This window comes from Rhodococcus sp. NPDC006774 (assembly GCF_040636045.1).
In the GTDB taxonomy this organism is placed as follows: domain Bacteria; phylum Actinomycetota; class Actinomycetes; order Mycobacteriales; family Mycobacteriaceae; genus Rhodococcoides.
Genome location: NZ_JBEYIW010000001.1, coordinates 455,030 through 477,052, shown reverse-complemented (window position 1 = coordinate 477,052; position 22,023 = coordinate 455,030). Strand labels below are relative to the sequence as shown.

24 protein-coding genes are annotated in these 22,023 nt (G+C 64.4%); 15 read left to right on the top strand and 9 right to left on the bottom strand.

What is annotated here, in order from left to right:
* Window positions 1-108: 108 nt before the first annotated feature.
* A complete protein-coding gene (locus tag ABZ677_RS02435; RefSeq protein WP_094632552.1) occupies window positions 109-1,506 on the bottom strand; it encodes an ABC transporter substrate-binding protein in 1,398 nt (465 codons plus the stop codon).
* A 42-nt stretch (window positions 1,507-1,548) separates the two neighbouring features.
* Window positions 1,549-1,929, bottom strand: coding sequence for a metalloregulator ArsR/SmtB family transcription factor (locus ABZ677_RS02430; RefSeq protein ID WP_037190493.1), 381 nt, complete (start codon window positions 1,927-1,929; stop codon window positions 1,549-1,551).
* 271 nt (window positions 1,930-2,200) lie between these two features.
* Between ABZ677_RS02430 and ABZ677_RS02425 the strand changes: the two genes are divergently transcribed.
* The 3 genes from ABZ677_RS02425 (at window position 2,201) to ABZ677_RS02415 (ending at window position 4,095) form a co-directional block, all read left to right on the top strand.
* A complete protein-coding gene (locus ABZ677_RS02425) occupies window positions 2,201-2,503 on the top strand; it encodes a WhiB family transcriptional regulator (protein ID WP_032397411.1) in 303 nt (100 codons plus the stop codon).
* Window positions 2,504-2,849: 346 nt separating this feature from the next.
* On the top strand, window positions 2,850-3,560 hold the full coding sequence (locus ABZ677_RS02420) for a DUF2637 domain-containing protein (protein WP_358366392.1): 711 nt from the start codon (window positions 2,850-2,852) through the stop codon (window positions 3,558-3,560).
* Between the two features lie 22 nt (window positions 3,561-3,582).
* Window positions 3,583-4,095, top strand: coding sequence for a DUF427 domain-containing protein (locus ABZ677_RS02415; RefSeq protein ID WP_358366391.1), 513 nt, complete (start codon window positions 3,583-3,585; stop codon window positions 4,093-4,095).
* Window positions 4,096-4,099: 4 nt separating this feature from the next.
* On the opposite strand, the gene ABZ677_RS02410 is transcribed toward ABZ677_RS02415, so the two are convergent.
* Genes ABZ677_RS02410 through ABZ677_RS02400 form a run of 3 tightly spaced genes read right to left on the bottom strand, consistent with a single transcriptional unit; the run spans window position 4,100 to window position 8,096 of the window.
* Window positions 4,100-5,146 (bottom strand): hypothetical protein, encoded by a 1,047-nt coding sequence (locus tag ABZ677_RS02410; protein WP_358366390.1) that lies wholly within the window; start codon window positions 5,144-5,146, stop codon window positions 4,100-4,102.
* A complete protein-coding gene (gene bluB / locus ABZ677_RS02405) occupies window positions 5,143-5,763 on the bottom strand; it encodes a 5,6-dimethylbenzimidazole synthase (protein ID WP_170945919.1) in 621 nt (206 codons plus the stop codon). Before bluB ends, ABZ677_RS02410 begins: the two co-directional genes overlap by 4 nt.
* 11 nt (window positions 5,764-5,774) lie before the next feature.
* Window positions 5,775-8,096, bottom strand: a complete 2,322-nt coding sequence (locus tag ABZ677_RS02400) for a bifunctional diguanylate cyclase/phosphodiesterase (RefSeq protein ID WP_358366389.1) — start codon at window positions 8,094-8,096, stop codon at window positions 5,775-5,777.
* A 109-nt stretch (window positions 8,097-8,205) separates the two neighbouring features.
* Between ABZ677_RS02400 and ABZ677_RS02395 the strand changes: the two genes are divergently transcribed.
* The 3 genes from ABZ677_RS02395 (at window position 8,206) to ABZ677_RS02385 (ending at window position 11,496) form a co-directional block, all read left to right on the top strand.
* Entirely contained in the window at window positions 8,206-8,799 is a 594-nt protein-coding gene (locus tag ABZ677_RS02395) for a TetR/AcrR family transcriptional regulator (protein ID WP_358366388.1), read from the top strand.
* Window positions 8,800-9,100: 301 nt separating this feature from the next.
* The gene (locus ABZ677_RS02390) at window positions 9,101-9,778 is read left to right on the top strand and encodes a DUF4956 domain-containing protein (protein WP_037190487.1); all 678 of its coding nucleotides are present in this window, start codon (window positions 9,101-9,103) and stop codon (window positions 9,776-9,778) included.
* Window positions 9,779-9,780: 2 nt separating this feature from the next.
* A complete protein-coding gene (locus ABZ677_RS02385) occupies window positions 9,781-11,496 on the top strand; it encodes a CotH kinase family protein (RefSeq protein ID WP_358366387.1) in 1,716 nt (571 codons plus the stop codon).
* An 11-nt stretch (window positions 11,497-11,507) separates the two neighbouring features.
* Here ABZ677_RS02385 and ABZ677_RS02380 read toward each other — a convergent pair whose 3' ends face one another.
* Window positions 11,508-11,675 (bottom strand): S4 domain-containing protein, encoded by a 168-nt coding sequence (locus tag ABZ677_RS02380; protein WP_155292901.1) that lies wholly within the window; start codon window positions 11,673-11,675, stop codon window positions 11,508-11,510.
* A 66-nt stretch (window positions 11,676-11,741) separates the two neighbouring features.
* On the opposite strand from ABZ677_RS02380, the gene ABZ677_RS02375 reads away from it, so the two are divergent.
* The 6 genes from ABZ677_RS02375 (at window position 11,742) to dinB (ending at window position 16,893) form a co-directional block, all read left to right on the top strand.
* A complete protein-coding gene (locus ABZ677_RS02375) occupies window positions 11,742-12,635 on the top strand; it encodes a hypothetical protein (RefSeq protein WP_358366386.1) in 894 nt (297 codons plus the stop codon).
* Window positions 12,636-12,682: 47 nt separating this feature from the next.
* Window positions 12,683-13,600: a polyphosphate polymerase domain-containing protein gene (locus ABZ677_RS02370; RefSeq protein ID WP_358366385.1), complete on the top strand. Its 918-nt coding sequence runs from the start codon at window positions 12,683-12,685 to the stop codon at window positions 13,598-13,600.
* A gap of 25 nt (window positions 13,601-13,625) precedes the next feature.
* On the top strand, window positions 13,626-14,243 hold the full coding sequence (locus ABZ677_RS02365) for a DUF47 family protein (RefSeq protein WP_037190484.1): 618 nt from the start codon (window positions 13,626-13,628) through the stop codon (window positions 14,241-14,243).
* A 7-nt stretch (window positions 14,244-14,250) separates the two neighbouring features.
* A complete protein-coding gene (locus ABZ677_RS02360; RefSeq protein WP_037190482.1) occupies window positions 14,251-15,237 on the top strand; it encodes an inorganic phosphate transporter in 987 nt (328 codons plus the stop codon).
* Window positions 15,234-15,632, top strand: a complete 399-nt coding sequence (locus ABZ677_RS02355) for a hypothetical protein (protein ID WP_358366384.1) — start codon at window positions 15,234-15,236, stop codon at window positions 15,630-15,632. The genes ABZ677_RS02360 and ABZ677_RS02355 overlap by 4 nt, the downstream gene beginning before the upstream one ends.
* Before the next feature lie 73 nt (window positions 15,633-15,705).
* Complete coding sequence (dinB, locus tag ABZ677_RS02350) at window positions 15,706-16,893, top strand: DNA polymerase IV (RefSeq protein ID WP_358366532.1); 1,188 nt, start codon at window positions 15,706-15,708, stop codon at window positions 16,891-16,893.
* On the opposite strand, the gene ABZ677_RS02345 is transcribed toward dinB, so the two are convergent.
* Complete coding sequence (locus ABZ677_RS02345) at window positions 16,894-18,291, bottom strand: cytochrome P450 (protein WP_094741173.1); 1,398 nt, start codon at window positions 18,289-18,291, stop codon at window positions 16,894-16,896. It abuts the gene before it with no gap.
* 87 nt (window positions 18,292-18,378) lie between these two features.
* Between ABZ677_RS02345 and ABZ677_RS02340 the strand changes: the two genes are divergently transcribed.
* Both ABZ677_RS02340 and ABZ677_RS02335 read left to right on the top strand, forming a co-directional pair.
* Window positions 18,379-18,954: a TetR/AcrR family transcriptional regulator gene (locus ABZ677_RS02340; RefSeq protein ID WP_358366383.1), complete on the top strand. Its 576-nt coding sequence runs from the start codon at window positions 18,379-18,381 to the stop codon at window positions 18,952-18,954.
* A 22-nt stretch (window positions 18,955-18,976) separates the two neighbouring features.
* Window positions 18,977-19,291, top strand: coding sequence for a DUF2277 domain-containing protein (locus ABZ677_RS02335; RefSeq protein ID WP_094632566.1), 315 nt, complete (start codon window positions 18,977-18,979; stop codon window positions 19,289-19,291).
* Here the strand turns inward: ABZ677_RS02335 and ABZ677_RS02330 are convergent.
* Window positions 19,288-19,707, bottom strand: a complete 420-nt coding sequence (locus ABZ677_RS02330; protein WP_037190519.1) for a helix-turn-helix domain-containing protein — start codon at window positions 19,705-19,707, stop codon at window positions 19,288-19,290. The two genes, ABZ677_RS02335 and ABZ677_RS02330, sit on opposite strands and share 4 nt — an antisense overlap.
* 291 nt (window positions 19,708-19,998) lie before the next feature.
* On the opposite strand from ABZ677_RS02330, the gene ABZ677_RS02325 reads away from it, so the two are divergent.
* The gene (locus tag ABZ677_RS02325; protein ID WP_358366382.1) at window positions 19,999-20,670 is read left to right on the top strand and encodes a hypothetical protein; all 672 of its coding nucleotides are present in this window, start codon (window positions 19,999-20,001) and stop codon (window positions 20,668-20,670) included.
* Between the two features lie 21 nt (window positions 20,671-20,691).
* On the opposite strand, the gene ABZ677_RS02320 is transcribed toward ABZ677_RS02325, so the two are convergent.
* On the bottom strand, window positions 20,692-21,855 hold the full coding sequence (locus ABZ677_RS02320) for a globin domain-containing protein (protein ID WP_358366381.1): 1,164 nt from the start codon (window positions 21,853-21,855) through the stop codon (window positions 20,692-20,694).
* Between the last annotated feature and the right edge of the window lie 168 nt (window positions 21,856-22,023).

Sequence of the window (22,023 nt, the reverse complement as noted above, 5' to 3'; positions counted from 1 at the left end):
TGCGTCAATATGTATCGACATATTGGCCGGTAAATTCTGTGTTGCGTCGAGTTCACGCGAATTCAGGGGTGACGAGAAGTGCGTATCGGCTTCTCGCCGGTGTGTGGGCTACCGCGGCCGAAAGATGCCGCCCTGCGAGACGGCCAGCATGATGGCGGGCCCCGTCGGACCTTCGTCGACGCGACTCGATGTCGACCGGTCCGACAGGCGTCGACGAAGCGTCTCTCGATCGAGCTCGCTGCGGGTCGCCCCGAGTATCCGAGCGTAGGCAGCGATCGCCTCGTACGTCGTTTCGGACAGTGAGCTCATGGGCGGCTTCGGGCCGGCTTGCAGTGCGTTGTAGCGGTTTTCGAGATCTTTGTGCAGGTCGGTGGCACCCTGGAAGTACGCGAACGCCGCCCATACTCCGTCGGAGGCCGAGGTGCCGATCAGCTGTTGGGTTGCTTCGTCGAGCACCAGGGCCAACGTGCGCGTTGTCGACCGCAGGCCCGCGTCGAAGCATTGTTGCTCGAAGACGACCTCGTCGTGGCCCACCAGCGACGACAGAATCAGCTCCGCCCCGGAGCGCTCGATGTCAGCGATGGTGGAGGAGAAATCCTCGGTCCCGAGGGGCAGGTACGCATCGCCGAGGACCGAACCGTTGTTCTCTGCGACAACTCGTCGCGCAGCCCAGTGCGCGCCGTACGACCAGGAGTACCGGTGTCCGACGAAAAACCATGTACGGCTGTCGGTCTCGGTCATCAACGCAGGAATTCCGGCGCGCGCCTGCGCGAGTGGGCGTTCGCCGAGCCGCACTATGCCGGGATCCGGGCGCCCGCCTTCGTTGAGGACGGTATGCACCACCAGCACATCGCTGTCGTGCAACGCCGACGCCGCAGCGTTGAACGTTGCCGAGGTGACGCAGGCAAAGATGATGCGGCAGCCACTGCGAAGCAGGCGGCGCGTGGCGGTAGCCCCCGCCCGTGAGTCGGATGCGTCGTCGCCTATCAGCAGTTCGACGGGTAGACCGCGAATTCCGCCATCGGCATTGATCTCGTCGACGGCCAATCGAGCCAGGGTCTCGGTGGCTTGCGCGAACACCGCTGCCGATCCTGATTTGCTGACCAGGAGTCCGATGCGGTGGCGGTCCGGCCGAAGTGGTTCGGGGGGACCGTAACCACGTTTGTGCGCCAGCCAGGCCACGCCGTCTCGATCGAGACCGGACTCGAGTACCAATCGGGTGCCGGTGCCGTCGGGGTGGAATCGCAAGGTCAACCGGCCTCGCCAAGGCTGATGATGGACCACCACCACCGATTTCGCCGGTCGCACTGCCGCGACGTGGCCGAGCAGCGTGATGGGCATGCCGGATGCTCCCGTCCCGCCCACCGGCAGGGACACCGACACCGCGGCCCCGACGACCAGCCGGGTGCACTCGAGGTCGAGCAGATTCCCGTCGAGAAACTGCTGATACGCAACCGCGGGCGGGTGAGGTACGTGGATTTGCGCCGTCACGGACAGGTCGGACATCACGCCACCACGGTCATGTCGATCGAACGCGGACTCCCGGTGTCACGCGCGCCGGCGAGGCCGAGCTTCCGATGCGGCGTCATCGGTGCGGTCGGTACTGGGCGCATCGCTGGGTGCCTGTGCCGCCACCAGGGACCGCTCGAGCACATCACGCAGAAACTGTAGAGCGTCGTTGGCCGGACCGGCTGGGTCCACGGAGAAAAAACGGTTTCGACCGGCACGCCGTTCGACGATGACCCCGGACATCTTGAGGGCTTTCAGATGAGCCGACACGGTGGTGCGCCCTACCGACGAGATGTGTTCGCTGATGAACCCTGCGCTGCACTCACCGTGCGAGGCCAGGGTGTCCAGGATTTCGCGACGGACCTGATCGGCAAGAGCTGCGAACACCAGCTCTCGACTCTGTTGATCACCGACGTCCATCACTGTCCTCGTCCTGGAATTGGTTGCACCCCGAATAGGTCGACTGGCATCAACATATCGCACGTGGTCGAGGGTCGAAAGCTCTGTCGGTGCATCCGATGTCGCTGATATCCGGTAACGCCCGCCCGAGAGTCGGGTGCCCTTCGGTTCCGAACGGGGAATTCAAGCAAGCATGCTTGCTTTTAAGTACTACGAATGACTGAAAGGACTTGTAAAAGTATGACGAATGCGAGATAGTGAGCTTGTTCACTTTTCAGTGAGGAGACAGCTCATGGTGCGAGGCGCACCCGCCAGGCCGGTCCAACTACCCGTCCCCAACGCAGATGTCTGGGACTGGCAACTCGACGGCCTGTGTCGCGGACTGGACTCGTCCGTGTTCTTCCACCCCGAAGGTGAACGAGGCCGCGCTCGCACCTCGCGCGAGAAATCCGCCAAGCAGGTCTGCGGCCGCTGCCCGGTACTCGAACAATGCCGCCAGCACGCCCTCGAGGCGAACGAGCCCTACGGCGTGTGGGGCGGAATGTCTGCGCACGATCGCGCCGACTTCTACCGCGGAGCAATCCGAACCGCTTGATCCCTGAGCGGCTTCGGTGCGGTGGCAGTGGGGGATTGTGGCAAATGCGCGCGCATTCGCCAGGCGCGTTCACAATTGTCGATGCTCGCATAGCGATTCCGCGCGCCCCTGGCAAACGCGCGCGCGTTCGCGAAGACTGCTGGGCGGACAACACCGGGCCGCAACGAGGCGATCAGAATCCGCAGGTCTCCTCGGCCTTACCTCCGGCGCACTCGCTGTCGACACTGCTGTGAAGCCCGGCATGATCGACATTCGCCGCGGCGACGCATCGTTCGCGCCGCCTTCGAGCCCTGACCGTCGCAGTCTTCACCGAACTTGTCGGTGGCTTCGTGTTTCATGACGACCCATGAACAAGGTCCTGCGTGCGACGCTCGTCAGTGCGGTCGTCATCACCACCGTCATCGGAATTGCGTCGTTCGTGCTGAGTTTCGCAGCACTGTGGGATCTCGCCACGATGGCAGGCGTTCCGCGTTCGCTGTCGTGGCTGTGGCCGGTGATCGTCGACGGCACCATCCTGCAGGCCACGATCTCCGTCATCGCGCTCGCCCAATTCGAGGATCAGCGCAGTGGCCGACGCTTCTTCTGGGGCGTGTTGATCACGGCGGCTCTGGTGAGTATCGGCGCAAATGCCATGCACGCCTTCATTTCCGACGCCGGAACCCTGCATCCCGCCTTGTCGGCGGCCATTGCGACCGTCGCCCCGGTGAGTCTGTTGGCCGCGACCCACGGACTCGGCATCCTCGTTCGGGTACCCGCAGAACTGCCGAAGACCATCGACATCGTCGACGACGAAAAACCTGCCGTCGACGAGTGGGCTTTCGTCCCGCAGGCCGAACCCGTGACACCTGCGCCCGAATTCCCCACACCCGAGATACCGGCACCCGCGCCGACAGAGCGCGCCGAGAAGCCGGTCCGCACCGAACCGGTCCGCACCGAACACCGCCCGCCCGAATCTTCGGTCACCTCGGTGCGCACGGTCGAGCCTCTCGACGACGTCGATCGCTGGATTCTCGACGAGGAACGGGTGGACGATCTCTATCCCGTCGACGCTCCGTGACACCCGGTGGCACCATCGAAGTATGAGTTCACATCTGCCGAGATCCGTTGTTCCCGAGAAGCCGAAGCCGGGCCAGGAGTCCGTCTGGGACTACCCCCGTCCGCCCAAGCTCGAGTCCTCGAACCGTTCGCTCGTCGTTCGGCTCGGCGGCGAGGTGGTCGCCCGCACCACCGCCGCGTACCGAGTACTGGAAACGAGCCACCCACCGACCTGGTACATCTCGCCCGCAGACGTGGTTCCGGGTGCGTTGACCCCCTCGGACGCCCGGTCGACGCACTGCGAATGGAAGGGTGCCGCCACCTACTGGGACGTACACGGCGGAGATGCCGTCGCAGCCGCCGCGGGGTGGAGTTACGAGAACCCCACTCCTCGGTTCACCGAGATCGCCGGATACCTGGCGTTCTCGCCCAGTCGCCTCGACTGCGAGATCGACGGCGAAGCGGTCCGGCCCCAGGAAGGCGGGTTCTACGAGGGCTGGATCACCGACGACGTCGTCGGGCCGTTCAAAGGTATCCCGGGCTCCTACGGCTGGTGACGGCCTAGCTGCCAGGCAACTCCGCGCGAGCGATGATCTGAATCGAACTGCTCGCGCCGGGGTCGCTGCCGGTCACCAGCACGTCCCCGGTGCGCGGATCGACAGCGACCGAATTGGCCTGCGTCACCGTCGGAACATCGCCCAGAGTTCGCGGAGCAGCGGGATCCGATACGTCGACCACTCGCAGTACGTTCGATGCGGTCAGCGTCACGAACAGCAACCGGCGTTCGGGATCGACGGCCAGCCCATACGGGTTACCCGGCGCATCGATCGACGCGATCTGACGAATGTCCCCGGCAGCATCGACCGCTGCGAGAAGGACCGCACCGCCGTCGGTGTCGGCGAACGCGGCCACCGTCTGATTCACCGTCACCGCATGCGTGAGCTTGACGCCGATCGGAGCCTGCGCCACCTCCCGCTGCGTTGCGCCTTCGTAGACCCACACACCGTTGCCCTGCACGTCCGCGACGGCCGCGAACGGACCGAGAGCGGCGACACCACCGGGTTGGACGGGACCCGGCGGTAGTTCCGACACGACCGAACCGTCACGCAGGAATATCACCCCGCCGCCCATCTCGTTGGTGGCCACGATCGTGCCGTCGGAGGTCCGCACTGCATCGTGTGGTTGACGGCCGACTCCGGTGGCCGTCGACAGAATTGCGCCGTCGGCGAGCGAGATCTCGAGCAATTCGTCGCTGCCCTCGAGTGGAACCAACACCGGGCCGTCCGGACCGGCCAGTGAGAGATGACGCGGCGCACCCGTCGTCGTGACCATCTGCCGCACGGCACCGGTGGCCGCGTCGAACAGTACAACGCCGTCGGGCTCACGCACCCCGGCAGCAGCGATCCCGGACGTTCCGACCACAACACCTTCGGGAGCGCCCGCAAGTGGAACGACGGTGCCGATCGGGTCGGCCGAATCCGGGGCCTGTGCAGGCTCGGCAGCGGGAGTGGTTGCCGGAGTGGACGGTTCGGTCGGGGACTCGGCTGCAGAGCAGCCGGCCACGAGCAGGCAGGCAGTGGCCACCGCAACCAGGCGCGCGCGCATCATCGGCGGTACTGCTCGAAGTGCAGGGCGTCGTCCAGCGGGCGGCGGGTGCGCCAGCCGAAGCGTTCCAGATCGGGTACCTCCTGGAACGATTCGACCGGGCCCACACACAGCCAGGCGATCGGGCGGACCGGCGCGGGGATGTCGAGCAGTTCGGTGAGATACGGCTCGTCGTAGAACGATACCCAGCCGACGCCGACGTTCTCGGCTATTGCTGCGAGCCAGAGGTTTTCGATGGCGAGTACGGCAGAGAACAGGCCGGTGTCGTCGACGGTGTCGCGGCCGAGGACGTGCCGTCCTCCACGGTCGGGATCGTAGGTGACGACCACACCGGTTCCGCTCGTCTCGATTCCCTCGATACGGATGGGGTCGAACGTCTTTCGGCGCTCGGCGTCGAGCTTGTCCGCGAAATCTTGTCGGCATCCGGCCACGTGCGCGGCGAATGCGCTCAGTGTGTCGGGCTTGCGGACGACGACGAAGTCCCAGGGCTGGGTGTTGCCGACACTCGGGGCCTGATGCGCCGCTCCGAGGATTCGGCGCAGAGTCTCGTCGTCGACGACGGTTCCGTCGAACTCGGCGCGAACGTCGCGGCGAGATCGAATCGCGGCGTACACCGACAGAGCTGCCTCGGTCATGATATCCGTTCTCCTGTAGCAGTGTTCAGACGCGCGTCGATTTCGGCGACGAGGGCGGGTAGTCGGTCTGCCGAGGTGGGACGGCCGAGATGGTAACCCTGCGCTCGTCCGCACCGTAGCTCGCGCAACGTCGTCATCGTCACCTCGTCCTCCACTCCCTCTGCCGTCACCGACAATCCCAGCGTACGGGCGAGTTCGACGGTCGATCGCACGATGGCTTCGTGCGCCGGGTTGTGTGCCATGCCGCCGATGAAGGTGCGGTCGATCTTCAACTCCTGTACCGGCAACCTCTCGATGTACGCGAGCGAGCTGTAGCCGGTGCCGTAGTCGTCGATGGCGACCTGCACACCCATCGCATGCAGAATCGACAGCGCCTCGGTCGCGCCGACCGGGTCGGTCATCGCCGAGGTCTCGGTCACCTCCAAGGTCAATCGACCAGGTGGACAATCGAATTCCTTCAGCGCCGTGCACACCTGTCCGATGAGGGTGTCGTCGAACAGATTGCGGGTCGAGATGTTGACGGCGATGCTCAACTCCAGTCCGTCGGACATCCACTGCCTGCGTTGGGCGAGGGCGTGGGTGAGGACGTAGCTCGTCAGTGGCCGGATCAGTCCGGTGCGTTCGGCGGTGGGCAGGAATGCACTGGGGGACAGGACGGTGCCGTTCGGATGGTGCCACCGCAGCAGTGCTTCCACGCCGACGACGGTCATCGTCGTGAGGTCGACCTGCGGTTGATAGTGCAGTCGCAGTTGATCCGTTTCCAGTGCTGTGGTGAGTTCGCCGAGCATGATGAGTTGCTCGCTCTTGTCCCGGTCCATCGATCGGTCGTAGTACGCGACGCGCGACTGAGCTGCTTTCGCGGCCTGGACGGCGAGGTCGGCGCGCTGGACGAGGCGATCGGGTGTCGCCTCGTCCTCACCGTCTCCGGTCGGAGAAGTCGACGCGACGCCGACGCTCGCTTCGATCAGTAGGGTCATGTTCCCCACCTCGAAGGGTGTGGCGAACCGGAGCTGGATCTCGTGTGCCAACGCGGCCGGATCCATCGACTCCGATGCCCCGCACAGGGCGAATTCGTCACCGGCCAAGCGTGCCAACAGAATCGAGTCGTCGGCGACCCCTCGCAGGCGCTCGGCGACCAGCACGAGGACCTGATCACCGAGGCCGCGTCCGAAGGTGTCGTTGATCTCCTTGAAACGGTCGATATCGACGGTCAGCACAGTCGATTCACCCGCATTGCCCCAGAGTCGATGTTCGAGGGCGCGCAGGTTGGCCAGGCCGGTGAGGTGATCGGTATCGGCGACGGCACGGAGTTGGACGGTCTGAGTGTGCAACAACCGCAACAGATCGGTGATGCGGATGATCACCAGGACCACCAATGCCAGAGCGCAGAGCAGCACCGCCCATCCCCACTGGGCGATCGGCTCGTCGCGAACGACCTCGATGAACATCACGATCGGCGCAGTCAGGGTGGCCGCGGTCAGCACGACGACCGTGGGAGTGGTGAACGACGCCATCAGGTGGGCGTTGGATTCGATGTTCGGGTTGGTGATGCGTCGCATGGACGGGTGAAGGGCGGCGACGCCGATCAGGACGTACGAGATGATCCATCCGACGTCGAACAGGGACCTGTCGGACGAGGAATCCGAGACGATCGCGAAATTGTTCACGGTGTCGGTGACGACCAGCAGTGCAACGGCCACGGTGAGCAGCCGATAGGACAGGGCCCGCCACTGCCTCGAGCCCACGAAGTGCGCCAGCAGTCCCAGCAGGAAGATGTCCATTGCGGGGTACGCGACGTCGACCAGACCTGCGATCCCGGAGATACCCTCGCCGCCGAGCGACGGCTGCACGGCGAACACCCAGGTGAGCAGTCCGAACGCGACCATGACGATGGCGCTGTTGGCGACGTGGCCGCGTTCGCTCGCTCGCCACTTGTGGCGAGCGAGCAGGAACAGGCCGAAGCCGTAGATCGGATAGCCGAGGAGGTACAGCGCATCGGCCAGTGATGGATACGGCACGCTGCCGCGGGTGACGTGAATCCATTCGTAGACGATGTCGCCGAGCACCCACAGTGCGGTTCCGGCGGCGATGGCCAGCCAGGCTCTGCGGTTGGCCGGCCGATGCATCCTGGTACCGATCACGGTGGCAGCGACGGCGGAGGCCCCGACGAGGGCGAAGACGGACTGGGCCCAGACGATCGTCGGGACGAGGAAGTAGACGACGCAGCCGACTGCGCCGAGCGCTGCGTACCACCGCCACCAGGCCGTCACGATTTTCTCCAGCCGTTCACGCCGATCCGACGGCTTCAACAATGTCACACGGACGTGATGTAGGTCACCTGCGCTGCGCGTCCAGTGACAGAAGTATGCCTCAGCGCTACGCTCGGTAAGCGGTACGAAACTGTTTCGATTCGATAAGGGGGCACGGATGAGCGTCGACGCCCCGCGTCGGTCGAGGGTGAGTGTGGAGCGCGAGGGCGAATTTCTCGACGCCGCACTACTGTGCCTCGGCGAGGTCGGTTACGACTCTCTGTCGATGGACCTGGTTGCCGAGCGAGCGCAGTGCAGCAAGGCCACCCTCTACCGGAGATGGTCGAGCAAGGCCGAGATGGTGGTCGCGGCCATCGAATCGGTCGGCCCGCCCCCGTTCGTCGGCATCGATACCGGAGACCTTCGCGGAGATCTGCTCGAGTTGATGAATCGGGTGTCCGAGGGGGCAGAGCACGATCAACGTTTCGCTGCGGCGATCCACCACGCGGTGATGGTCGACGAACAGTTGGCGGCAGCGGTGCGGAGAACGTTCCTCGAACCCGAGGCCAGATTCCTCGAGTCGGTCGTCGTGCGCGCGGTGCAGCGGGGGGAATTGTCGAGCAGACCGAGATCGGCAGACTTTCTGCAGTACATGGTGTTCAGCGCAATCATGACGGGCCCATTGACCGACGCCAAGCCTTTGGATTCGGAATACCGAACGCGAATTATCGACGAAGTAATTCTGCCGTCACTTCGCTCGACGACCGGCTGACGGCGTTTGTACAACATGTGCACGTAATCGATTGACCCGCAACACAACTGAAAAATTGAACCGACCGGCGTCCGACTGGGGCGCCGGATCGAGTTCGTTCGAAATTCCACTGCTGCCAGGAAATGAACGGCTGAATTGGCAGGAAACTGCCAGCTTCTGAGGTGGAGATTCCGTCCAGATTGTCTCTAGGGTTAACGGCATCCGAACAAACGGTAAACAGCACTGATTGCGGATGTAGGCGCGTGGGTCACGCGCTCCCCGGTAACCAGTGCGGAATTCGACTCAACTCGATCGGAATGCGATGAATTTCAACATTCAAGACCTGAGCGGGACGTTCTCGACGTTCGACATCGTGGTGTCTCTGACACTGTCGTTCGTTCTGTCGGCCATCATCGGCTGGGTCTACCGACTCACCCACAAGAACGTCTCGTACAGCCAGTCCTACGTACAAACTCTCGTCACGGTGGGCATGGTCATCAGCTTGATCATGCTGGTCGTCGGATCGAACGTGGCACGGGCGTTCGCCCTCGTCGGTGCGTTGTCCGTCGTCCGATTCCGCAACGCCATCAAGGAGACTCGCGATGTCGGCTTCATCTTCCTCGTCATGGCGATCGGCATGGCCACGGGAACTCGCTTCTACGTGTTGGCCATTGCGGCCACGTTTGCCATCTGCTTGGTCATGGTGGTGATGAGCAAGTTCAACTGGTTCAAACTCGATGTGCAGCGCCAGGTCGTCAAGGTGCAGGTTCCACCCGACGCCGATTACACCGATCTCGTCGAGGACGTACTGATCAAGTACTGCAAGGAGTTCGAGCTCGTCAGTACCGAATCGGTGCGATCGGGGGCGCTGACCGAGTTGTACTTCACGGCCCAACTCAGATCGGGCAAGAAACCCGGTGAGTTGATCGCAGCGCTCAGTGAGGTCAATACCGGACAACGGGTTTCGGTACTCACCGGATACGACCAGACGGACATCTGATCGTGGCCGACCCGAACGCGAACTTTCCCACCGCTCCGACAACCCTGCGAAGGAGGCTCGTCCACCGAGTGCCTCGGACGGTGCGGCAGCATTGGAAAATTGCTGCCACACTGCTGGTGTTCGTCGTGGTGATGGCGACCGTGTTCGGGTCGACCCGGATCCGCCCGTACATCACCGGCGATGCAACCGTCATCGCCTCCGAGATCACCGAGAACGTCCAGGGTACGGTCGATCTGTTCGATACCACTGTGTCGCACTCGATTTCGGTGGATATCGACGCCGGCGACTACCAGACCCTGAAGGACTCGTTCCAGAACGAGGGTGTCAAGGAATCGGTACCCGCAGACATCACCATCGACGGCACCCTGATCTCGGACGTCGGTATTCGGTTGAAGGGCAACTCGACGCTGAGCACGCTGAGCAACGACGACGGCACGATGCCGGGACGCGGTGGTGGCAACGCCGGCGCGGACGCCGCAGCAGCTCCTGCGGACGGCGCAGCCATGCCCGAGGGCGGGGGAATGCCGGAGGGCGCAACCATGCCGGACGGCGTAACCATGCCGGAGGGTGTAACCATGCCGGAGGGTGCAGCACCTGCGGATGGCACAGCACCTACCGATGGTGCAGCCATGCCCGAGGGCGGGGGAATGCCCGGTGGTGCCGGGATGGCCATGTTCGGTGAACCGCTCAGTTTCGATGAGCCCGAGGACCTTCCGTTTCTGATCGACTTCGCCGAGTACTCCGAGGGCCGGGCGTATCAGGGTCACACCACGCTCTCGCTGCGGCCGTACACTCCGGCGTTGAACGAGTCGGTCTCCCTTGCGATCACCGAGGCTTCGGGCCAGGCGACCCAGGACTTCTCCTACACCACGTATTCGGTGAACGACTCGACCGAGACGACGCGACTGGTGGTCGTCGCTCCTGACGACGACTACGCCAATTCTCTGCACGACGGCGACGGGGTGTTGTACAAGACCGGCGCAAATGCGAGTTTCACGTATCAGGGCGACGATCAGACCACCTACGCCGAGCAGTTCACCCAGATCAATGCCCGCGGCACAGCGGACCTGCAACCGATCATCACGCTGCTGAAGTGGCTCGACGGTGCCGACCAGGCCGAGTTCGATGCGCATCTGGCCGACTACGTCGACGTCGACTCGCTGGCGAATTACCTTGCACTGCAGAACTTGCTGAGCAACGGCGACGACATGGGCGGACCGGGAAAGAACTTCTACCTCTACTACGACCTGGACACGAAGAAGTTCTCCGTCGTGTCGTGGGATCTCAACCTGGCTCTGAATTCCGATTCCACCGCCGGGGCGCACGACGAAGTCTCGATGATTCCCGGTGGCGGAGGAGCCGGAGGCGGTGGCATGCCGCAGATGCCCGAGGGCTTCACACCACCGGAGGGAATGGAGATCCCGGAGGGTGGGGGCATGCCCGAAGGTGGCCCGATGCTGGGTAATTCGCTCAAGGACATGTTCTTGGACTCGACGGAATTCACCGACGAATACGACGCTGCGTACCGCACGATCTACGACGAGTTGTGGGCCAGTGGTCGAGTACTCGACATCGTCGACGAGGTTGCCGCATCCGTTCCCACGTCGGCCGGGCTCACCCAGGAGGAGATCGACGCCGACGCTGCCGAATTGAAGTCACGGCTGCAGATCCGAATCGATGCACTCGCCGACGATCCTGTCGTGACGGGATCGTCGTGATGTCCCGGCGGTCAGCGCAGGGTCAGGGTGTCTGCCGGGGAAACCTCGCGGCGGGGGTCGCGCAGCGGCATGCCGTTGATCAGGACCATTCCCTCCATCACGAAGGAGGCGGCCTGCGACAGCGTGCGCGCAGTGCCTGTGGCAACCAGCAACTCGGGAACAGAAGTTCGACCGTTCATGACCTGATGCTGCTCCCGAGCGGTGACCGTCGACGCTCGATCGCGTGGCGGGTAGGCGACAGTCAGGTGAACACTCGGAGACGGCGGGTCGGCGTGATGGTCGCTGCGTGCGGGGTCGGTGCCTCGGTACTCGCGTCGTGCACCTCGGCCCAACCCCCAGCGGCCGAACCCTCGGCAGCCCAACCCTCAGCCGCCGCGGGATTCGAAACCTGGTGCACCCCCACCGACTCGGGCCTGTCCGAGTTGTCGGGTCTGGCGTGGACGGGCGATACCGGCTACGCGATCGGGGACCGCGGCAGCGACGATCGGCTGGCGGTGCTCGACCGTTCCTGCGAGGTGACCGGGTGGATCGACGTCGGAGTCGAGACGGTCGACGTCGAGGACATGGCCGTCGACAGCGCAGGGATCGTGTGGCTCGCCGACACCGGTGACAACGACGGTGAACGCGAGAGCGTCACCCTGATCGGCGTCGATTGCCGGTCCGATCGTCGCACCTCCGTCTCTCTGCGCTACCCGGACGGCGCACACGACGTCGAGGCGTTCGCTCTGACGCCCACCGGGCAACCGGTGTTGATCACCAAGGTCTCGGGCGGTGCGTCCGCAACGATCTACTCGTCCGACGAATCCGTCACCGGCGCAGCAGACACCGTGGATCTGGTTCGCGTCGGAGCGGTGGCCGCAACTGCTGCGGACGGGTCGAGTCGGCCGATCACCGGTGCAGCCGTCGATGTCGACGCGACCGTGGGGGCACTGCGAACGAAGAAGGATCTGTTCGTCTTCGATATCGCCGACGGCGATGTGGCCGCGGCATTCTCGGGCGCTCCCGCCGGTGTTTTCGAGGGCCCCGATCAACCACAGGGCGAGGCCGTCGCCTTCACCGACGCGGGTGAACTACTGCTCGCGTCCGAGGCCGACGGAGCCACCGAACTACCCCCGATCGTGTTCGCCGAGCCGAACTGAACGCGGCGTCGCCCGACCGTCACACCCACCGAAGGAAGGATCGCTCCATGAGTCTGTTCGACAAATTTCGGCCCAAGGCCGCACTGGAGAAACAGGGTGCTTTGCCGGAAGACCTCAATACCGAGCCCACCGGTTATCAGCAGACTGCCAGCAAGCTGCACTCGTTCAACAGGTACGAGATCAAGTACTTCGTCGCCGAAGCCGACGTCGAACAGGTTCGTGAAGAGTTGACGGCGCGGATGGACACCGATCCGTTCTCGCCCAAGGGCGGCTACCCGGTCACCTCCCTGTACTACGACACCACCGACCTGCGGTTCTACTGGGAGAAGATCGAGGGCCTGAAGTTCCGCCGCAAGGTGCGGGTGCGGCTGTACGGGGCACCGTCCGAATGCACGGACGACACACCGGTGCAGATCGAGATCAAGCAGCGCGTCAACAGAGTCACCCAGAAGCGTCGAATCTCGTTGCCCTACGACGTTTCTCAGCGGTGGTTGAACGGCCGTGAGGAGATCGAGTGCGATCCGAGTCAGCGTCCGTTCGTCAACGAGGTCAGCACGTTGATCGCCAACCTCGACCTGCGTCCGATGGTCACCACCGGCTATCTACGCGAGGCCTACGTCGGCCGCGAGGCCGATCTCGGTCTGCGGGTGACGATCGACCACAAGGTGCACGGTCGGGATCGCGATTTCCGATTCGATTCCGGTGCCCAGAACCGCTTCATCATTCCGCCCAAGCTCGCGATCCTGGAGATCAAGGCCAACGAGCGAGTGCCGTACTGGGTGACCGACATGACGGCCCGGATGAACATGTCCGTCATCCGAGTCTCGAAGTACTGCCAGTCCATCGAGGCGTTCGAGATGGCACCGCGATCACGCGCCGGTGCGCCCGAACTCGTCCTTCCCGCCGATGCCGACCATCGCGTGCCGTCGGATCTGCTCGAGCCCTACGCCGGCGCTCGCCGGTAGCCGCCGTACCCCTAGGAGACGGAAGATGTTCGCACGCTTCAAACCCAAGTCCGTTCTGTTCTACGACCTGTTCAACTCCTCTGCTCAGCTGCTGGCCACCGGAGCCAAGACGTTGACCGAACTGCTCGAATCCGCACCGGAGATCGATGCTGTGGCGCGTCGCATGGTCGATCTCGAGCACGAAGCCGACAGCGTCACCCACGACCTGTTCCGCACCTTGAACTCGAGCTTCATCACCCCGTTCGATCGCACCGACATCTACGTCCTCGGTTCGAGCCTCGACGACGTCATGGACCACATGGAAGCGGCGACACATCTGCTCTCGCTCTACCGAATCGGCGAACTCACCCCACACATGCACGACATGATCGACATCCTCGACCGGTCGGCGAAGGTCACGGCGGAAGCCATGCCGAGGTTGGCGTCGATGAAGGATCTCGAGCGCTACTGGATCGAGATCAACGAGCTCGAGAACCGGGCCGATCATGCCTATCGGACATTTCTGGCGGATCTGTTCGACGGCCGTTTCGACGCATTGACAGTGATGAAGCTCAAGGGAGTGGGCGACGAACTCGAAGACGCCGCAGACGCTTTCGAGAAGGTAGCGCACGTCATCGAATCCATCGTGCTGAAAGAGACGTGAGTGCGCGGTGGTAGCACTCGTTCTGGTCATCACCCTGGCGATGGCGTTCACCTTCACCAACGGCTTTCACGATTCGGCCAATGCCATCGCGACATCGGTGTCCACGCGCGCACTCACACTGCGGACGGCACTGGTCATGGCCGCGGTGGGAAATCTGCTGGGTTCCTTCTTCGGCGCGAAGGTCGCCTCGACGGTGGGGGAGGGAATCATCGCCCTCGACGTCGGATCCGACGCGTTGCTCGTGGTCGGGTGCGCCCTGGTCGGTGCCATCGCCTGGAATCTGATCACGTGGTGGTTCGGGTTGCCGTCCTCGTCCTCGCACGCATTGGTCGGCGGCATGGTGGGAGCTGCACTGGCCGGCGGCATGACCGTGCTGTGGGGTGGCGTCGCGACCAAGGTGATCCTCCCGATGATCGTTTCTCCTGCAGTCGGTTTCGTGCTCGGAAGCGCCGTGATGGTGGCCATTCTGTGGATGTTCCGGCGGTCGTCTCCCAGTGCCACCAGCCGGGGGTTCCGGCGCGCTCAGACCTGCTCGGCCGCGGCCATGGCCTTCGGGCACGGTATGCAGGATGCAGCCAAGACGATGGGCATCGTGGTTCTGGCTCTGGTCGTGTCCGGCAATCAGGTCGACTACACGATTCCCCTGTGGTGCTACTTCCTCACCGCGACGGTGCTGGCGCTCGGAACAGCGACCGGTGGGATGCGGATCATGCGCACCCTCGGCCGCAAGATCATCGAACTCGACCCACCCCAGGGCTTCGCGGCCGAGGCGACCGCGTCCGCGGTTCTGTACGTGGCCTCGATCGGACTGGGAGCGCCGGTATCGACGACGCATGTCATCTCGTCGGCGATCATGGGCGTCGGGGCGACCAAACGCACGACGGCCGTGCGCTGGGGAACGGCGGGAAACATGCTCGCGGCGTGGGTCACCACGCTGCCCGCGGCGGCTGCTGTCGCCGCGCTGACCTACGTGATTGCAGGGGTGTTCTCGTGAAGCGGCGAGCGGGTTGGACATTGGTGAGTGCTGCACTGTGCATGGTGGCACTGAGCTCGGTGACCGGCTGTGGTTACGAGATGACGTCGACGGACACCGGCAGCGGCATCTCTCGTGACGTGCAGGAGGCCAGGGACGGCTTTCTCGAGACCCCGGGAATGGCCGAACTGTTCGACGACCTCTACGGGCAGGGCATCGGCACGACCGTCAACGAGGTGTTCGCACTGGGCATCTACATTCCGGGCTTCTGCGAGACCCGCGCTCAGCAGGGATTGTCCGAGGAGGAGGCCGTCGCGGAAGTGACCGATTCTCTCGGTGCGACCTACGAGAAAGGGACCGGCGAGCCCTGGGCCGAGCCGATAGTCCAGGCCGCGGAGCAGCACGTCTGCGACTGACCCGGGCATCGGTGTCGGTGGCCTGTGCAAGCATGGAACGGTGGAGTCCACCGGCAGACCCGTGGCGAGCATCATGCACGCCGACCTGGACTCCTTCTATGCCTCGGTGGAGCAGCGTGACGATCCGCGGCTGCGCGGTATGCCGGTGATCGTCGGCGGGGGAGTGGTGCTCGCCGCCAGCTACGAGGCCAAGGCCTTCGGGGTGCGTACGGCGATGAGCGGCGGGCAGGCACGCGCGTTGTGTCCGCAGGCCATCGTGGTCCCGCCGCGCATGGAGGCGTACTCGCAGGCGAGCAAGGACGTGTTCGACGTCTTCTACGACACCACCCCGCTGGTGGAGGGCATCTCCATCGACGAGGCGTTTCTCGACGTCGGCGGGTTGCAGAAGATTGCGGGCAGTGCCACGGAGATCGGACAACGTCTGCGGCAGGAGGTCGCCGAACAGGTGGGGCTGCCCATCACCGTCGGGATCGCCACCACCAAGTTTCTGGCGAAGGTGGCCAGTGCTTTCGCCAAGCCCGACGGCCTACTGCTCGTGCCGCCCGGCGGCGAACTCGAGTTCCTGCATCCGCTGAACATCGAAAGGCTGTGGGGTGTCGGCAAAGTGACCGCCGAGAAGCTGCACGTACTCGACATCAGAACGGTCGGCGACATCGCGGCCTACGGCGAGCGTTCGTTGGCCTCGGTGCTGGGCAAGGGTGCGGGTGCTCATCTGTACGCGCTGGCCATGGGCCGAGATCCCCGACGCGTCCAGCCCGGGAAGTCCCGCAGTTCCATCGGCGCACAGCGGGCACTCGGCCGCGGCAGGCACGACGCAGCCGAGGTGGAGGCCTCGTTGATCGGGCTCGTCGATCGCGTCACGCACCGTATGCGCGCAGCGGAGCGAACCGGTCGAACCGTGATGTTGCGCTTACGTTTTGCCGATTTCACTCGCGCCACCAGATCGCACACGCTCGATCGCGCCACCGCCGATACCCGAGATATTCTCGACGCCGCACTCGAATTGCTGCGCGACGCGGCACCGTTGATCTCGGAGAAGGGCATCACCCTCGTCGGTGTCACCGTTTCGAGTATCGACAAGGGCGGCGCGGAACAACTCGAATTGCAGTTCGACGCACCGTCGGTACGGACGCCGCCGGAGGCATCGGCTCTCGACCGCGCGCTCGACGGGGTGCACAAGAAATTCGGATCTACCTCGCTCACTCGCGGGGTGCTGCTCGGTCGCGATCCGGGAATCTCGGTTCCGCTGTTGCCGGACTGACTACTGTCGGGTCGTCGGTTGTACCCGAAAGCCGGTGGGCATCATGGTCAGTCGCTCCTCGACCCGCAGGCGGTACGACGGGTCGGCTCGCAGATCGAAACGCTGGAGAATCGTTCCGAGGACCAGGACCGCCTCGTGAATGGCGAATTGCCGTCCGATGCAGGCGCGTTCGCCGGTGCCGAATGGCTTGTAGGCATGGGCCGGTCTGGCTTTGATGCGGTCGGGTAGAAAGTTGTCCGGGTCGAACTCGTCGGGGCGATCGCCCCACACCGGATCGCGATGCAGGGCCGTCACCAGCACGATCGCCCAGTCCCCGGCCGCCATTCGGTAGCCGTCGCCGACGATGGTCTCCGTCCGTGCTCCCCGGCCGAACGCGGGAACCGTCGGCCACAGGCGCAGCGATTCGTCGAGGACTCGGCGGACGTACCGCAGCTTGGGGACCTGCCCGAACTCGGGCTCACCCGCACCCCAGACCTCGTCGACCTCGGCGCGGGCCCGCTCGAAGACCTCCGGATGTGTCGCCAGGTAGTACAGCGCGAACGACAGTGCACCGGAGGTGGTCTCGTGTCCGGCGATCAGGAACGTCAGGATCTGATAGCCGATGTTGGCTTCGCTCAATGCATTCGGATTGTCCACCTCACGTGCCGCGTCCATCATGATCTGCAGCAGGTCGGCGAAGTCTTCGGTGGACCGGCGCCTGGTCCGGACGACATCTGCGAGGACGTCGGCCAGGTACTGCTTGTTGTGTGCGTATTCGCGGTCGGACCGGGCGAACAGGGGCTTGGCGAACGCGGGGATCTTCAGCAGTGCCCGCCTCTGGTTGTAGGTCAGGGCACCGACCATGGCCGAGACGAACGGATGCGGCTCGGTTCGCTCGAACGAGCCGAAGCTGTAACTGAATCCGGTGCGACCGATGGTCTCGAGCGTCAGCTTCGTCATGTCCGAGGACACGTCGGTGGTTGCGCCGGCGCGTGCGCGGTCTTCCCAGTGCCGAACCAGATCGTCGGCGACGTCGACCATGATCTCGTGATAGCCGCGCATGGCACCGGCGGTGAAGGCCGGACGCAACAGATCGTGGGCCCGTTGCCAGTTCGGTTCGTGGTTGTAGGCGGTGAACAGCCCGTCGGCCCCGATGTCGCGCAGATTCTCGACGCCGGGAGGCAGAAACTTCTCGAACCGTTTCTCATCGCACAGTTCGCCCACCACGTCGGCACCGGAGGCGAAGACGAAGCGTCGACCGAGGATGTTCCGCTCGAACATCGGGCCGAGGCGGCCGGCCATGGCGGTCGAATCCTGGACCGGGGTGCGCGGGTCGACGCCGACGATGTCGCCGAGTACGGGAACTCGGTACGGGGGATGCGGTAGAGCGCCGTTTCGTACCGCGAACTCTGTCGACATCGCCACTCCATCGTTCGGCTTGTTGAATCGGTGTCCAATAGTGACCGTACTCACTGTTGAACTCGTGTCAAGTAAAGTTCGAGGCCCATGACCACACCTCGCAAGCGGATGACGCCGGCGCAGCGGCGTGCGCAACTCCTCGAGATCGGCTCGGCACTGTTCGCCGAGCGGCCCTACGAGGACGTGTGGATCGAAGAGGTCGCCGATCTGGCGGGCGTCTCACGCGGGCTGATGTACCACTACTTTCCGTCCAAGCGGGAGTTCTTCGTCGAGATCGTGCGCACCGAGTCCGAGCGGAACCTCGACCTCACCGCACCGGACACCTCGCTTCCGGTCCTCGAACAGATCGCCGCCGGGCTCGATGCCTACATCTCCTACGCCGACGAGCACGCGCACGGCATTCGAGCCGTCAACCGCGGGTCCCTGCTGGGAGACCAACGGATCGACGACATCCTCACGCGCGAGTTCGAGATTCAGCAGGAGCGGATCCTGGCTGCTCTGCCCGAGAGATTTCGCGACGACGACATGGTCCGCACCGCATTGCGCGGGTGGGTGGCCTTCGTGCGAGCAGTGTGCCTGGACTGGGTCGAGCGCAGAACTCTCGACCGGGAACAGGTCCGTGCGCTGTGTCTTCGTGCCGTTGCAGGCCTTCTCGAGGTGTGACCTGCGGGGTTATCGTCGACGCATGTGCCGAAACATCACCACCCTGCGAGGCTTGGAACCCCACGCCACCGACGAGGAGATCGAAGCGGCCGCGCGTCAGTACGTCCGCAAGATCAGCGGCGTGCAGAAGACGTCCGACGCCACCCGTGACGCGTTCGAGCGTGCCGTCGCCGAGGTGACGGCAACGACGCACCGGCTCCTCGATGCGCTTCCGGAGCGGCGTCAGCCGCCGCCCACGGTGCCGCCACTGCGGCGTCCGGAGGTGCAGGCGAGGATTGCGGCGGCGGGAGTGGCGCCTGCGGAACGACCCAAATCAGCGGCGAACACCGGGTCCTAGTGGGTGCTGTCCGGCGGCACCGCGGGGAGTCCTTCGCTCACGCGGAGCTTCTCGGCCATCGAGCTGAGCAGGTTCTGGGACTCCTCGGACAGATCGAATGCCCGGGCGGACAGGCGGCGTAGGCCGTATCCCTGCAGCTGGGTGAGCAGTTCGAGGTCGTGATCGACCTTGGCCGCGTAGATGTCGTCGAAGAAGTAGTCGGGCTTGACCTTGAAGAACGTGGCCAGTGCCGCCACGGTGTCCGCAGACGGATTGGCGCGCTGCCCCGACCGCAATTGCGAGATGTACGGCTTGGAGATCTGGTGCCCGCGCAGGGCGAGAGCGTCGGCGACCTCGGCATTGGTGTGTGGCTTGCGTCCGGTCGGGTGGATCGTGGAGAACAGATGGTTCAGGCGTGCGGCGAAATCAGCGGACATCGGGGATGTGTGTGCCTTCCTGATACAGCCGCTGCCCACCCGGGCAGATCGGTCCGCCGCGGACCGAACCGGCTCATAGTAGCCGCTGCCGCGGATCCGGCGAACCATGGCTGACCTGCAGAAATTCGTCGAAAATCGTACTGATCGGTTTCATGCATCGGACGACGTGCCGGGGCGAGTCCGGGCAGCCCGGTGCCTCGGACACCGGATCGATCGAATGGTTTTCCGTAGAATCGGACACGTGATCAGAGCCTCGGTGGCAGACTGTCTTGCCAGGCGGAGGGGGTGGAGATGACCGATCGTCGACGGCGAACGTTCGATTCACGAGACGGTGACGCGGAGGTGGTCGAGCCACTGCTTCGCGCAGTGCTGTCCTACGCGCCGCGGGACGAGTCGCCCACGCCGCACCCGTCCGAGGGAATCACGCTCCGGGCCGAGGACGGCTCCGGGTTCGTTCGACTCGGACTCGCCATCGCAGACCATCTCGGCGCAGGCATCCCGGGGCCGTTCGGGTCCAGGTTCTACGAATGTGGATCGTTCGAAGTCATTGTGCCGCAACGAGATCCTCGGGACGGCGCGCTGTTGATGATCCACCTGCTCGACGCGCGAGCACCGCACAGATTCGAGTTCTCGACGTCCATGCCGCCCCGGTGGAGCCTGCGGCTCGAGCGCGACGGCTCGGTGTCGGTACTCGACGATGTGGGCGATGCAGTGATATTCATCGGCCGCCCTTGGGCTTTCGACTCCGACCTGCAACCGGTTCGCGTGCACTACACCATCGAGAACGGCCTCATGGTGCAGAACGTCGAGGCCACCGCCGACACCGGATATCCGATCCTGATCGACCCCGACCCCGATGCGATCATCACCGGAGACGGTCGACTGGTGACCGAGACCTGGACGCCGCGACTGGTGGCCGGCGGAGTGGTCGAGGACATGCCGCCGAAGTCGCTGTCCGGCTGAGGGCTTGCGGCGCAGGGCTTTTCAGAGCGGGTCGTGCTGAATGTGCTCCATCGGCGTGCCGACCCTGCGGAGGGCGTAGATCGTCGTGCGCACCATCGACGGTGACCCGCAGATCTGAATCTGCCGATCGGCCCACGAACCGAATCGAGTGACGACCTTGCCCACCGCGCCGTGCAGACGGTGGTGCATTCCCCACGGTAGTTCGCGAGGTGTGCCCGAATACCACCACGGATTCTCGAGTTCCTCGGTCACCGGAACCACCGTCAGCCACGGATTCGACAGCGATAACTGCCACAGAGTGTCCAGATCGTAGAGATCGCACGGATACGTTCCGCTGACGAACAGGTGCACCCGCGGATTGTTGCTGCGCTGCGCCATCTCCATCACCTGCGCGCGCAGCGGGGCCAAGCCGGTGCCACCCGCGATCATCAGCACGTCCTCGCGGATTGCGCGATCGACGTGCATCCCGCCCAGCGGCGGACTGATGGCCCAGCGATCACCCACGGCGGTCTCGGTGACCATCGCCGGCGACACCCAGCCACCGGAGACGCGTCGAACATGGAACTCGATCTCACCGTACGGATTGCTGGGGATGGCAGGGGACAGGTACCGCCACAGCTTGGGCCGCTGCGGAATCTGCACACTGACGTACTGCCCGGGGAAGTACGGGATCTCGCCGTCGGTCTTCAACCGCACCACCGCGAGGTCGTCGAGCACGCGCTGATGTTCTACGACGGTGGCACTCCAGAACGGCGGCAGTTCGTCGTTGTCGGCGGCGTCGGCCATCGCATTGCTCACCACGGTGAGGGCGTCGTTCCAGGCCGTCTCGACCTCGTCGGTCCATACCTCGTTGCCGGCGAAGGTGCGGAACGCGTTGATCAGAGCCGAGCTGCCCGCGCGGAAATGTGCGCCGGAGATTCCGTGTTTGCGGTGGTCCCGGCCGAGTTGCTCGAGGAACGGCTCGACGCGGTCGGGTTCGTCGAGGTGCTCGAAGACGTAGCCGAGGGCCATGACGAAGTGCTCACGCAACGCGTCCATCGATGCCGGGAACAGGGTGCGGAAGTCGGGATGCTCGGCGAAGAGATGGCCGTAGAAGGACCGGGACAGCCGCGCCGGCCCGTCCTGGGCGGCCACGACGGATTTGAATCCGGTGCGAACGAGGGAGATCGTGCGTGCGTCGAGCATAGATCCACCTCCACCCCACCGAATCACTGCCGATGACCCAGCCACCGTCGACCGTCACCAAAGTAGACCGATCGAGGATATCCCGCATTTCGCCGAATGTGGATAAGAACAAGGTTGAGCGGAACAGACTCAACTTGTCTATGGTTGTACCCAGCGACAGTCTCGAAT